The organism is Pseudomonas kilonensis (genome assembly GCF_001269885.1).
GTDB classification, from domain to species: Bacteria; Pseudomonadota; Gammaproteobacteria; order Pseudomonadales; family Pseudomonadaceae; genus Aquipseudomonas; species Aquipseudomonas kilonensis.
Map to the genome: position 1 here is coordinate 383,169 of NZ_LHVH01000017.1, position 12,201 is coordinate 395,369.

General features: G+C 60.2%; 14 protein-coding genes. All 14 read left to right on the forward strand.

Translation table 11 applies throughout. The features are described 5' to 3' along the window. Positions 1-23: 23 nt before the first annotated feature. The 14 genes from fliL to AD662_RS08380 all read left to right on the forward strand — a co-directional run bounded on the left by fliL (position 24) and on the right by AD662_RS08380 (position 12,178). Positions 24-527 carry a flagellar basal body-associated protein FliL gene (gene fliL / locus AD662_RS08315; RefSeq protein WP_018611775.1) on the forward strand — a complete coding sequence of 168 codons (504 nt, stop codon included), beginning with the start codon at positions 24-26 and terminating at the stop codon, positions 525-527. 9 nt (positions 528-536) lie between these two features. Next, positions 537-1,505, forward strand: a complete 969-nt coding sequence (fliM, locus tag AD662_RS08320; RefSeq protein ID WP_018611773.1) for a flagellar motor switch protein FliM — start codon at positions 537-539, stop codon at positions 1,503-1,505. Between the two features lie 59 nt (positions 1,506-1,564). Then, complete coding sequence (fliN, locus tag AD662_RS08325) at positions 1,565-2,023, forward strand: flagellar motor switch protein FliN (protein ID WP_003199107.1); 459 nt, start codon at positions 1,565-1,567, stop codon at positions 2,021-2,023. Next, positions 2,024-2,461, forward strand: a complete 438-nt coding sequence (fliO, locus tag AD662_RS08330) for a flagellar biosynthetic protein FliO (protein WP_053186559.1) — start codon at positions 2,024-2,026, stop codon at positions 2,459-2,461. It abuts the gene before it with no gap. Next, positions 2,461-3,210, forward strand: a complete 750-nt coding sequence (gene fliP / locus AD662_RS08335; RefSeq protein WP_024618175.1) for a flagellar type III secretion system pore protein FliP — start codon at positions 2,461-2,463, stop codon at positions 3,208-3,210. The genes fliO and fliP overlap by 1 nt, the downstream gene beginning before the upstream one ends. A gap of 23 nt (positions 3,211-3,233) precedes the next feature. Beyond that, complete coding sequence (gene fliQ, locus AD662_RS08340; RefSeq protein WP_024618176.1) at positions 3,234-3,503, forward strand: flagellar biosynthesis protein FliQ; 270 nt, start codon at positions 3,234-3,236, stop codon at positions 3,501-3,503. A 10-nt stretch (positions 3,504-3,513) separates the two neighbouring features. Beyond that, positions 3,514-4,290 carry a flagellar biosynthetic protein FliR gene (fliR, locus tag AD662_RS08345; protein ID WP_408003945.1) on the forward strand — a complete coding sequence of 259 codons (777 nt, stop codon included), beginning with the start codon at positions 3,514-3,516 and terminating at the stop codon, positions 4,288-4,290. A gap of 3 nt (positions 4,291-4,293) precedes the next feature. Further along, positions 4,294-5,430: a flagellar biosynthesis protein FlhB gene (gene flhB, locus AD662_RS08350; RefSeq protein ID WP_018611758.1), complete on the forward strand. Its 1,137-nt coding sequence runs from the start codon at positions 4,294-4,296 to the stop codon at positions 5,428-5,430. A 227-nt stretch (positions 5,431-5,657) separates the two neighbouring features. Next, positions 5,658-7,787, forward strand: a complete 2,130-nt coding sequence (gene flhA / locus AD662_RS08355) for a flagellar biosynthesis protein FlhA (protein ID WP_053178560.1) — start codon at positions 5,658-5,660, stop codon at positions 7,785-7,787. 11 nt (positions 7,788-7,798) lie between these two features. Then, on the forward strand, positions 7,799-9,148 hold the full coding sequence (flhF, locus tag AD662_RS08360) for a flagellar biosynthesis GTPase FlhF (RefSeq protein WP_024618179.1): 1,350 nt from the start codon (positions 7,799-7,801) through the stop codon (positions 9,146-9,148). Between the two features lie 116 nt (positions 9,149-9,264). Then, the gene (fleN, locus tag AD662_RS08365; RefSeq protein ID WP_003184001.1) at positions 9,265-10,095 is read left to right on the forward strand and encodes a flagellar synthesis regulator FleN; all 831 of its coding nucleotides are present in this window, start codon (positions 9,265-9,267) and stop codon (positions 10,093-10,095) included. Next, the gene (fliA, locus tag AD662_RS08370; protein WP_014337177.1) at positions 10,092-10,835 is read left to right on the forward strand and encodes an RNA polymerase sigma factor FliA; all 744 of its coding nucleotides are present in this window, start codon (positions 10,092-10,094) and stop codon (positions 10,833-10,835) included. The genes fleN and fliA overlap by 4 nt, the downstream gene beginning before the upstream one ends. Positions 10,836-11,002: 167 nt before the next feature. Then, the gene (locus AD662_RS08375; protein WP_008006721.1) at positions 11,003-11,374 is read left to right on the forward strand and encodes a chemotaxis response regulator CheY; all 372 of its coding nucleotides are present in this window, start codon (positions 11,003-11,005) and stop codon (positions 11,372-11,374) included. 18 nt (positions 11,375-11,392) lie between these two features. Continuing rightward, entirely contained in the window at positions 11,393-12,178 is a 786-nt protein-coding gene (locus AD662_RS08380) for a protein phosphatase CheZ (RefSeq protein WP_024618180.1), read from the forward strand. Positions 12,179-12,201 lie beyond the last annotated feature (23 nt).

Genomic DNA, 12,201 nt, shown 5'->3' on the forward strand with positions numbered 1-12,201 from the left:
CCGATTAGTGACGGATTATTGGCATGGCGAAGAGTGAAGCAGCAGCTGTAAAAGACCCTGCAACCAAAGGCAAACTCAAGCTGATCATCATGATCGTGGTGGGTTTGCTCCTGGCGGTCGGTGTGTCCGTGGGGGCGACCTGGTATTTCATGCACAGCGCCCAAAGCAAGCCGGCGGTGGTAGCCGACGCCGCGCCAGTGGGCAAGCAGCCGGCGATTTTCGAACCGATGGCGCCAGCCTTCGTGGCCAACTACACCCAGAACGGTCGTCAACGCTACATGCAGGTGAGCATTACCCTGCTGGGTCGCAACCAGGCTGACCTGGAGGCACTGCGGGTGCATATGCCGCTGATCCGCAACAATCTGGTGATGCTGTTTTCCGGACAGAGTTTCGACACCCTGGCCACTCCGGTCGGCCAGGAAATGTTGCGTCAGAAAGCCACGGCCAGCGTGCAGGAAGTCGCTCAGAAAGAGCTTGGCAAAGTGGTGATCGAACAGTTGCTCTTCACTAACTTCGTATTGCAGTAGGAACACGACATGGCCGTGCAGGACCTGCTGTCCCAGGACGAAATCGATGCGCTGTTGCATGGTGTCGACGATGGCCTGGTGCAGACCGAAAATGCTGCTGAACCGGGCAGCGTCAAAAGCTACGACCTGACCAGCCAGGATCGCATCGTTCGCGGACGCATGCCGACCCTGGAAATGATCAACGAGCGTTTCGCCCGCTACACCCGTATCAGCATGTTCAACATGCTGCGCCGTTCGGCCGACGTGGCCGTCGGTGGCGTGCAGGTGATGAAGTTCGGTGAGTACGTGCACTCGCTGTACGTGCCCACCAGCCTCAACCTGGTGAAGATCAAGCCGTTGCGTGGCACCGCGTTGTTCATCCTTGACGCCAAATTGGTGTTCAAGCTGGTGGATAACTTCTTCGGTGGCGACGGTCGTCACGCCAAGATCGAAGGTCGTGAATTCACCCCGACCGAGCTGCGGGTCGTGCGGATGGTGCTGGAGCAGGCCTTCGTCGACTTGAAGGAGGCCTGGCAGGCAATCATGGAAGTGAACTTCGAGTACATCAACTCGGAAGTGAACCCGGCCATGGCCAACATCGTCGGCCCGAGCGAGGCCATTGTGGTCTCGACCTTCCACATCGAACTCGATGGCGGTGGCGGCGATCTGCACGTGACCATGCCGTACTCGATGATCGAGCCGGTGCGTGAAATGCTCGACGCCGGTTTCCAGTCGGACCTCGACGATCAGGACGAGCGCTGGATCAACGCTTTGCGCCAGGACGTGCTGGATGTCGACGTGCCGGTCGGCGCTACAGTCGCTCGGCGCCAACTGCGTCTGCGGGACATCCTGCACATGCAGCCGGGGGACATCATCCCCGTCGAGATGCCCGAAGAGATGATCATGCGCGCCAATGGCGTGCCGGCCTTCAAGGTCAAGATGGGCTCTCACAAAGGCAACCTGGCGTTGCAGGTGATCGAGCCGATCGAACGCCGCTGAGCGGTGTCGAATTTTTAAGTTTGCGTTTTTAACTGATTTTTGCCCGCCGAGGACAAATGATGGCTGACGATATGAATACCCAGGATGACCAGGCGCTGGCCGATGAATGGGCTGCGGCCCTGGAAGAAACCGGCGATGCCGGGCAAGCGGACATCGATGCCTTGCTGGCGGCCGACACTGGCGCCCATGCGTCCAGCCGCTTGCAAATGGAAGAGTTTGGCAGCGTGCCGAAGAGTCATGAGCCGGTGACGCTCGATGGCCCGAACCTGGATGTGATCCTCGATATCCCGGTGTCGATCTCCATGGAAGTGGGCAGCACCGACATCAACATCCGCAACCTGCTGCAGCTCAACCAGGGCTCGGTGATCGAGCTGGACCGCCTGGCCGGCGAGCCGCTCGACGTGCTGGTCAACGGCACCTTGATCGCCCATGGCGAAGTGGTGGTGGTCAACGAGAAGTTCGGTATTCGCCTGACGGACGTGATCAGCCCGAGCGAACGCATCAAGAAGCTGCGCTGAGTGAAAGGTTTCTTCGCTGCAGTCGCGATGCTGCCATTGAGCGTGCTGGCGGCCGAACCGGTTGCCACGGCCGCCGCTGCGCCGGCGGTGGGCAGTGGTGTCGCCGGGCAGTTGGCGCAACTGGTGCTCGGCTTGCTGCTGGTGCTGGGCTTGATCTTCTTTCTCGCCTGGTTGTTGCGGCGCGTGCAACAGGCGGGGCCGAGCGGCAAGGGGCAGGTCATCGACATCGTCGGTTCCCGCGCGCTCGGGCCGCGCGACCGGCTGGTACTGGTGCAGGTCGGCAACGAGCAGATCCTGCTGGGCCTGACCCCTGGCACCATCACCGCCTTGCACGTCCTCAAGGAGCCGGTGCAGGTACCCTCCACCGAACCGGCCAGCCCCGAATTTGCCCAGCGCCTCATGGAGCTGCTGGGGAAAGACCAGAAGGATAAAAAGTAATGCCGTTGCGCATTCTGTTGGCATTGGCCCTGATGCTGGCCGCACCGTTGGCGTTCGCCGCCGACCCGCTGTCGATCTCGGCGATCACCTTGGGGACTAATGCCGAAGGGGCCCAGGAGTACTCGGTCAGCCTGCAGATCCTGCTGATCATGACTGCGCTGAGTTTTATCCCGGCGTTCGTCATGCTGATGACCAGCTTTACCCGGATCATCATCGTCTTTTCGATTCTGCGCCAGGCCCTGGGCCTGCAACAGACCCCCTCGAACCAGATCCTCACCGGCATGGCGCTGTTCTTGACCATGTTCATCATGGCGCCGGTGTTCGACCGGGTGAACCAGGACGCGCTGCAACCCTACCTGGCAGAAAAAATCACCGCCCAGGATGCCGTGGCCAAAGCTGAAGTGCCGATCAAGGATTTCATGCTGGCGCAGACTCGCAGCAGCGACCTGGAGCTGTTCATGCGCCTGTCCAAGCGCACCGATATCCCCAGTGCCGATCAGGCACCGCTGACCATCCTGGTGCCGGCGTTCGTGACGTCCGAGCTCAAGACCGCTTTCCAGATCGGTTTCATGATTTTCATCCCGTTCCTGATCATTGACCTGGTGGTCGCCAGTATCCTGATGGCCATGGGCATGATGATGCTCTCGCCGCTGATCATTTCCCTGCCGTTCAAGATCATGCTGTTTGTGCTGGTGGACGGCTGGGCGTTGATCATCGGTACCCTGGCGGGCAGTTTCGGCGGTGTTTAGGCCTTTTGTACGGGTAGGACGATATGACGCCTGAAGTAGCGGTAGACCTGTTCCGTGAAGCACTCTGGCTGACGACCGTAATGGTTGCCATCCTGGTGATCCCCAGCCTGCTGGTGGGGTTGCTGGTGGCAATGTTCCAGGCCGCGACCCAGATCAACGAACAGACCTTGAGCTTCCTGCCGCGCCTGCTGGTGATGCTGGTGACGCTGATCGTCGCGGGTCCCTGGCTGGTACAAACCTTCATGGAATACATCCTGCAGCTGTATGGCAGTATTCCGCAGTTGATCGGCTGAGCCCATGTCGATGCTCGAGCTGACGGACACCCAGATCAGTACCTGGGTGGCATCGTTCATCCTGCCGCTGTTTCGCGTCGCCGCGGTGCTCATGAGCATGCCAGTGTTCGGTACGAGCCTGGTGCCGACCCGCGTGCGGCTGTATTTCGCCTTGGCCATCACGGTGGTCATTGCGCCTGGGTTGCCACCGATGCCGCCGGTCAATGCCTTGGATCTCAGCGGCCTGATGTTGATTGCCGAGCAGATCCTCATTGGTGCCTTGATGGGGTTTTCGCTGCAGCTGTTCTTCCAGGCTTTCGTGGTGGCCGGGCAAATCATCTCGATCCAGATGGGTATGGCCTTCGCGTCCATGATCGACCCTACCAACGGCGTCAACACAGCAGTGATCGGTCAGTTCCTGACGATGCTGGTGACTCTGTTGTTTCTCGCCATGAACGGGCATCTGGTGGTGTTCGAGGTCTTGACCGAGAGCTTTACCACCATGCCGGTGGGCAGTGCGTTGCTGGTCAATCATTTCTGGGACATCGCCGGCAAGCTCGGCTGGGTCCTGGGCGCGGCGATGGTGTTGGTATTGCCGGCGATCACCGCGTTGCTGGTGGTCAACATCGCGTTTGGCGTGATGACCCGCGCGGCGCCGCAACTGAATATTTTCTCCATTGGCTTCCCGCTGACCCTCGTGCTGGGCATGGTGATTTTCTGGGTCAGCCTGGGGGATATCCTCAACCAGTATCAGCCGCTGGCCACCCAGGCCTTGCAGCTTTTACGCGACATGGCACAGGCACGCTGAACCATGGCCGAGAGCGAGAGTGGTCAGGACAAGACAGAAGACCCCACGGAAAAGCGCCTGCGCGAGTCCCGGGAAAAGGGTGAGATTGCCCGATCCAAGGAGCTCAACACGCTGGCGGTGATGCTGGCCGGGGCGGGCGGGTTGCTGATCTATGGTGGCGGTTTGGCCCTGGACCTGCTGGATATCATGCGCTTGAACTTCTCCCTGCCTCGTGAGGTGCTGCTCAGTCCGGGCGCGATGGGTCAGTATTTGCTGCACTCAGGCAAAATCGCGATTCTGGCGGTACAGCCGGTGCTGATATTCCTCCTGCTGGCAGCCATCATTGGTCCTATTTCTTTGGGAGGCTGGTTGTTCGCCGGGAAGAGCCTGGCGCCGAAATTCAGCCGGATGAACCCGGCCAGCGGCCTCAAGCGGATGTTTTCCACGACTGCCTTGATGGAGCTGCTCAAGGCTCTTGGAAAATTCTTCCTGATTCTTTTCGTCGCGTTGACGGTTTTACAAGCCGACATCGACGACCTGCTGCGCATCGCTCACGAGCCGCTTGAACAGGCGATCATCCATAGTGTGCAGTTGGTGGGCTGGAGTACGTTGTGGATGGCCTGCGGCCTGATCCTGATCGCTGCCATCGATGTGCCGATCCAGCTCTATCAGAGCAAGCAGAAGTTGATGATGACCAAGCAGGAAATACGCGACGAGCACAAGGACCAGGAGGGCAAGCCGGAGGTCAAGCAGCGAATCCGTCAATTGCAGCGCGAGGTCTCCCAGCGGCGGATGATGGCGGCGATCCCCGACGCCGATGTGGTCATCACCAACCCGACGCACTACGCCGTCGCCCTCAAGTACGACCCCGAAAAAGGCAACGCTCCCGTGTTGCTAGCCAAGGGCAGTGACTTCCTGGCGCTCAAGATCCGTGAGATCGCCGTGGCCAATGAGGTGATGCTGCTCGAGTCCCCGGCGCTGGCGCGGTCGATTTACTACTCCACCGAACTCGACCAGGAAATCCCTGGCGGCCTGTACCTGGCCGTGGCCCAGGTGCTGGCCTACGTCTACCAGATCCGCCAACACCGCGCCGGCAAGGGCAAGCGCCCTGAACCGCTAAAAGACCTGCCGATCCCGCCGGATCTGCGTCGCGATTCCTGAGCCGAGTTGACCACAATCTTCTGTGGGAGCGGGCTTGCTCGCGAATGCGTACTGTCAGTCGATGCAAAGTTGACTGGAAGACCGCTTTCGCGAGCAAGCCCGCTCCCACAAATGTGCGTTAGCCCCTCTATTTCAGCCTTCGAGAAAAGTTGGAAGGCTTCTTGCAATACCCCGCCTGCGCCCCCTCCGGGCGTCAAAAGTTTGCTTCACAGGCACGGGGAATATTGGTGGATCGCTCTCAGTTACTCAGCACCGCGCGCAGCAATGTAGCCGACCTCAGCCGGGGCAATCTGGGTGTGCCGATCTTGCTGCTGGTCATGCTCGCCATGATGATGCTGCCGGTGCCGCCGTTCCTGCTGGACGTGTTCTTCACGTTCAACATCGCCCTGTCGATCGTGGTGCTGCTGGTGTGCGTCTACGCCCTGCGGCCGCTGGATTTCGCCGTATTCCCGACCATCCTGTTGGTGGCGACGTTGATGCGCCTGGCGCTGAACGTGGCCTCGACCCGGGTGGTCATGCTCCACGGCCAGGAAGGCCATGCCGCCGCCGGTAAGGTGATCCAAGCCTTCGGTGAGGTGGTGATCGGCGGCAACTACGTGGTCGGTATCGTGGTCTTCGCCATCTTGATGATCATCAACTTCGTCGTGGTGACCAAAGGTGCCGGGCGGATTTCCGAGGTGAGCGCGCGTTTCACCCTCGATGCGATGCCCGGTAAGCAGATGGCGATCGACGCCGACCTCAACGCTGGCCTGATCGACCAGGGCCAGGCCAAGGCACGACGCCTTGAAGTCGCCCAGGAAGCCGAGTTCTACGGCTCCATGGACGGTGCCAGCAAATTCGTGCGCGGTGACGCCATCGCCGGCCTGCTGATTCTGTTCATCAACCTGATCGGCGGCATGGCTGTCGGTATCTTCCAGCACAACATGACGTTCGGCGACGCTGGCAAGGTCTACGCCTTGTTGACCATTGGTGACGGTTTGGTGGCGCAATTGCCATCACTGTTGTTATCTACAGCTGCTGCGATCATGGTGACCCGTGCTTCGGGCTCCGAAGACATGGGCAAGCAGATCGGCCGCCAAATGTTCGCCTCGCCCAAGGCCCTGGCGGTTGCTGCCGGCCTGATGGCTGTAATGGGCCTGGTGCCAGGAATGCCGCACTTTTCCTTCCTGAGCATGGCTGCTCTGGCTGCCGGCGGCGCCTACCTGTTCTGGAAAAAACAGAACGTGCAGAAAGTCCAGGCCTTGCAAGAGGTCAAGCGTCAGCAGGAACTGCTGCCGTCGCCGGCTCGCGCCATGGAAACCAAGGAGCTGGGGTGGGATGACGTGACGCCGATCGACATGATCGGCCTGGAAGTCGGATATCGCCTGATTCCATTGGTCGACCGCAACCAGGGTGGTCAGTTGCTGGCGCGGATCAAGGGGGTGCGCAAGAAGCTGTCCCAGGACCTGGGCTTCCTGATGCCGACCGTGCATATCCGCGACAACCTCGACCTGGCGCCGAGTGCCTACCGCCTGACGCTGATGGGGGTGATCCTGGCCGAAGCCGAGATCTACCCCGACCGCGAGCTGGCGATCAACCCGGGGCAGGTCTACGGCAGCCTCAACGGCATCACCGCCAAGGATCCGGCTTTCGGCCTGGAAGCGGTGTGGATCGAAATCAGCCAGCGGGCCCAGGCCCAGTCCCTCGGCTATACCGTGGTGGACGCCAGTACGGTGGTGGCGACCCACTTGAACCAGATTCTGTACAAGCACTCCAGCGAGCTGATCGGTCACGAAGAAGTCCAGCAACTCCTGCAAGTACTGGCCAAAGGCTCGCCCAAGCTGGCCGAAGAGCTGGTGCCGGGTGTGGTTTCGTTGTCGCAATTGCTCAAGGTGTTGCAGGCGCTGTTGGCCGAGCAAGTGCCTGTGCGCGACATACGCAGTATTGCCGAGGCTATCGCCAACAACGCTTCCAAGAGTCAAGATACCGCCGCCCTGGTGGCCGCGGTTCGGGTCGGCGTATCCCGCGCAATCGTCCAAAGCATTGTAGGCACTGAGTCTGAGCTGCCTGTCATCACCTTGGAGCCAAGGTTGGAACAGATATTGCTCAATAGTCTGCAGAAGGCAGGACAAGGCTCGGAAGAGGGTGTTCTGCTGGAGCCAAGCATGGCCGAGAAGCTGCAGCGTTCGCTGATCGAAGCAGCCCAGCGGCAAGAGATGCAAGGTCAGCCGGTGATCCTGCTGGTGGCCGGTCCGATTCGCGCGATGCTCTCGCGATTCGGGCGCCTCGCGGTCCCGGGGCTGCATGTGCTGGCGTACCAGGAAATACCGGACAACAAGCAAGTGACCATCGTTGCGACAGTAGGGCCCAACGGCTGAGGTAGTGGTTTATGCAAGTGAAGCGTTTTTTCGCCGCCGACATGCGTCAGGCCATGAAACTGGTTCGTGACGAGCTGGGCGCTGAAGCAGCCATCATTGGCAACCGTCGTATCGCCGGCGGTGTCGAGCTGACGGCTGCCCTGGATTACAAGCTGTCTGCGTTGGCCCCGCGGGTTCCGAACATGGAACTCGAAGACGAGCTGCGCAAGACCCAATCGCGCATCGCCAGCGCCCAGGCCGAACTGAGCCTGCGCAGCAGCGAAGGCGAAGGCGCGGCGGGCACCAATCGTCAATTGTTCGCCGGTCAGCCGCTGACGGCCGGCCTGCCATTGACCGCTGCCGAACCGCTGATCGAGCAGGCCCATGCCGAACCGCGTCGTCCTGAGCCGGCGCCAGCGGCACCTGCCCGGGGTGTCGACCCGCGCGCCCTGGATTCGATGCGCTTTGAACTCAACAGCCTGCGCGAGCTGATGGAAGTCCAGCTCGGCTCCCTGGCCTGGAACCAGCTGCAAGGCAGCCGTCCAGCCCAGGCCAACCTGTGGCGTCGCCTGCAACGCATCGGCCTGTCTGGCCCGTTGTCCCGGGACCTGCTGGCGCTGATCAATGGTATCGAAGAGCCTCGTCAGGCCTGGCGCATGTTGCTGGCGCACCTGGCGCGGATGATCGCCACGCCGGAAGTCGAGCCGCTGGAAGAAGGCGGGGTGATTGCCATGGTCGGTCCTGCCGGCATGGGCAAGACCACCACCCTGGCCAAGCTCGCCGCCCGTTATGTACTCAAGTACGGCGCCCAGAGCATTGCCCTGGTGAGCATGGACAGTTTCCGCATCGGTGCCCAGGAGCAACTCAAGACCCTCGGCCGGATTCTCAATGTGTCGGTGACCCATGTGGATCCGGGCCAATCCCTGGCCCAGGCGCTGGAGCCGCTGCTGCGCAAACGGGTCGTGCTGATCGATACCGCGGGCCTGCAAGCCAGCGATCCAGCCCTGCGCATGCAGCTCGAGAGCCTGGCCGGACGCGGTATCAAGTCAAAAAATTATCTCGTGTTGGCAACCACCAGCCAGAAACAGGTTCTAACCGCCGCATACCACAGCTACAAACGCTGCGGGCTGGCCGGCTGCATCCTGACTAAGCTGGACGAAACGGCAAGCCTGGGCGAGGTGTTGAGCCTGGCGATCGGTCATGAATTACCGGTGGCCTACCTGACCGACGGGCCGCGGATCCCGGATGATTTGCATCTGCCGCGCCGTCATCAACTGGTCAGTCGTGCCGTGAGTGTGCAAATGCAGGAAGAACCCAGCGAAGAAGCCATGGCTGATATGTTCGCTGATATCTACCACAGCCCGACCAAGCAGGTCGGCTGAGGTTATCATGAATATTTTTTGTACCTACATCGATGGTCTGCCATGCATTGTTCCGTATGTGAACGCGCAGCCAGTAATGTGGCCTCCGTCTAAGTAAGACAAGGTAAAGAACGAACATGGGCAGCATGCATCCCGTACAGGTGATCGCGGTGACCGGCGGCAAAGGTGGCGTCGGGAAGACTAACGTGTCAGTGAACTTGTCCCTGGCTCTGGCAGAGCTTGGCCGACGGGTCATGCTGCTGGACGCCGACCTGGGCCTGGCGAACGTCGACGTGTTGTTGGGGCTTACACCCAAACGCACCCTGGCGGACGTGATTGAAGGGCGCTGTGAGCTGCGTGACGTGTTGTTGCAGGGGCCGGGCGGGATTCGCATCGTGCCGGCTGCCTCCGGCACCCAGAGCATGGTTCACCTGACCCCGGCCCAACACGCGGGCCTGATCCAGGCGTTCAGCGACATCGGCGACAACCTCGATGTGCTGGTGATCGACACCGCGGCCGGTATCGGTGACTCGGTTGTCAGTTTCGTGCGCGCCGCCCAGGAAGTGCTGCTGGTGGTCTGCGACGAACCGACGTCCATCACCGACGCCTACGCCCTGATCAAACTGCTTAACCGCGACTATGGCATGAACCGCTTCCGCGTCCTGGCCAACATGGCCCAGAGCCCGCAGGAAGGACGCAACCTGTTCGCCAAGTTGACAAAGGTCACGGATCGCTTCCTGGACGTCGCCCTGCAATACGTCGGCGCAGTGCCTTACGACGAAAGCGTTCGCAAGGCCGTCCAGAAGCAACGTGCCGTCTATGAAGCCTTTCCACGTTCCAAATGCGCGCTGGCGTTCAAGGCGATCGCCCAGAAGGTCGACACCTGGCCACTGCCGGCCAACCCCCGCGGGCATCTGGAGTTTTTCGTCGAGCGTCTTGTGCAACAAACAGCAGGGCCCGTGCTATGACAGCCAGCGGTTACAACCATCTCTACAAAAAATCGGCACGGGACGCCCAGTACGAATTGATCGAGCGTTACGCACCGCTGGTCAAGCGTATCGCCTATCACTTGCTGGCGCGTTTGCCGGCCAGTGTCCAGGTCGAAGACTTGATCCAGGCGGGCATGATCGGCCTGCTCGAAGTGTCGAACAAATACGACGCGAGCAAGGGCGCCAGTTTCGAGACGTATGCCGGTATTCGCATTCGCGGGGCCATGCTCGATGAAGTCCGCAAGGGCGATTGGGCGCCGCGTTCTGTGCATCGCAATACCCGCATGGTCAGCGATGCAATTCGGGCAATTGAAGCTAAAACCGGGCGTGACGCTAAAGATCACGAGGTTGCGGCCGAACTCCAATTGAGTCTCGACGATTATTACGGGATTTTGAACGATACCTTGGGCAGCCGCCTGTTCAGTTTCGACGACCTGTTGCAGGACGGCGAGCACGAAGGACTGCACGAGGATAACGCGAGTGCTCACATGGAGCCGTCGCGTGACCTGGAAGATGAACGTTTCCAGAGTGCGCTGGCGGATGCGATTGCCAATTTGCCGGAGCGTGAGCGGCTGGTCTTGGCGCTGTACTACGACGAAGAGCTGAACCTCAAGGAAATCGGTGAGGTCCTGGGGGTCAGCGAATCGCGGGTCAGCCAGTTACACAGCCAGTGCGCGGCCCGTTTGCGGGGGCGTTTGGGGGAGTGGCGAGCGCGTTGACAGGCAGTGTGGGGACGCTGCGAACGAGGCTGGCCTGGCAGGTACTGCGCCAGTCTCCATCCGTTGTGCTCCGGACCGTTGTCGAGTGTTGTGCCGGATTGATTGAAATGGCGCGTCCAGGTGCTGGGCGCGTTTAAGACTGCTTGGAGGTCGAATTGGACAAGAACATGAAAATCCTCATCGTTGATGACTTCTCAACGATGCGGCGGATCATAAAAAACCTGTTGCGTGACCTTGGGTTCACCAACACGGTCGAGGCGGATGATGGCATCACAGCCATTCCAGTCCTCAACAGCGGGAGCATCGACTTTCTGGTGACTGACTGGAACATGCCCGGCATGACCGGTATCGACTTGCTGCGCCATGTGCGCGCCGACGAAAAGCTCAAGCATCTTCCGGTGCTGATGGTCACTGCCGAAGCCAAGCGCGAGCAGATTATCGAAGCGGCCCAGGCCGGTGTAAACGGCTATGTGGTCAAACCCTTCACGGCCCAGGCGTTGAAAGAGAAGATCGAAAAAATCTTCGAACGCATCGGTTAACGGCGCCACGGGGGAGCTATGGACAACGAATCTTCAATGGGTGATTTCGAATCGACCCTGAAAAAACATGCCCGCGAACTGGTCGACAGCCTTGAAAAAGGTCGCTTTAGCGATGCGGTTCAAATGATCCATGAGCTCAACCAGACCCGTGACCGCGGCCTGTATCAGGAGGTGGGCAAGCTCACGCGTGAATTGCACAGCGCGATTGTCAATTTCCAGATCGACCCGAATATGCCGCAGGCCGAGGAAGTCTCGCAGATCACCGACGCCACCGAGCGTCTGGGTTATGTGGTCAAGCTGACCGAGGCCGCGGCCAACCGCACCATGGACCTGGTGGAAAGTGCAACGCCGCTGGTCAATGGCCTGAGCGAAGAAGCCCAGGCCTTGAGCACCGACTGGGGCCGGTTCATGCGTCGCGAAGTCGGCGCTGAAGAGTTTCGGGAGCTGGCCCGTCGCGTCGACGGTTTCCTGACGCGCAGCAGCACCGAGAACCGCGCCGTGGCAAGCAATCTCAACGATATTCTGCTGGCTCAGGACTATCAGGACCTGACCGGCCAGGTGATCAAGCGTGTGACCCAATTGGTCACCGAAGTGGAAAGCAACCTGCTCAAACTGGTGTTGATGGCCAGCCAGGTAGACCGCTTCGCAGGCATCGAACACGACCGTGAAGCGATGCTTGCTGAAAAAGATCCACAAAAACATCTCTCTCAGGGTGAAGGTCCGCAGATTCATGCCGATAAAAGAGAAGACGTTATGTCCGGTCAGGACGATGTGGACGATTTGCTGTCCAGCCTTGGATTCTGAGTTTTAGCCCTGTTTTAGGAGCA

Coding starts and splice junctions, on each gene's coding strand:
- AD662_RS08380 (WP_024618180.1), top strand. CDS start 11,393: ATGGACAACGAATCTTCAATGGGTGATTTCGAATCGACCCTGAAAAAA.
- fliA (WP_014337177.1), top strand. CDS start 10,092: ATGACAGCCAGCGGTTACAACCATCTCTACAAAAAATCGGCACGGGAC.
- fliN (WP_003199107.1), top strand. CDS start 1,565: ATGGCTGACGATATGAATACCCAGGATGACCAGGCGCTGGCCGATGAA.
- fliR (WP_408003945.1), top strand. CDS start 3,514: ATGCTCGAGCTGACGGACACCCAGATCAGTACCTGGGTGGCATCGTTC.
- fleN (WP_003184001.1), top strand. CDS start 9,265: ATGGGCAGCATGCATCCCGTACAGGTGATCGCGGTGACCGGCGGCAAA.
- fliM (WP_018611773.1), top strand. CDS start 537: ATGGCCGTGCAGGACCTGCTGTCCCAGGACGAAATCGATGCGCTGTTG.
- fliQ (WP_024618176.1), top strand. CDS start 3,234: ATGACGCCTGAAGTAGCGGTAGACCTGTTCCGTGAAGCACTCTGGCTG.
- flhB (WP_018611758.1), top strand. CDS start 4,294: ATGGCCGAGAGCGAGAGTGGTCAGGACAAGACAGAAGACCCCACGGAA.
- AD662_RS08375 (WP_008006721.1), top strand. CDS start 11,003: ATGAAAATCCTCATCGTTGATGACTTCTCAACGATGCGGCGGATCATA.
- fliP (WP_024618175.1), top strand. CDS start 2,461: ATGCCGTTGCGCATTCTGTTGGCATTGGCCCTGATGCTGGCCGCACCG.
- flhF (WP_024618179.1), top strand. CDS start 7,799: ATGCAAGTGAAGCGTTTTTTCGCCGCCGACATGCGTCAGGCCATGAAA.
- fliL (WP_018611775.1), top strand. CDS start 24: ATGGCGAAGAGTGAAGCAGCAGCTGTAAAAGACCCTGCAACCAAAGGC.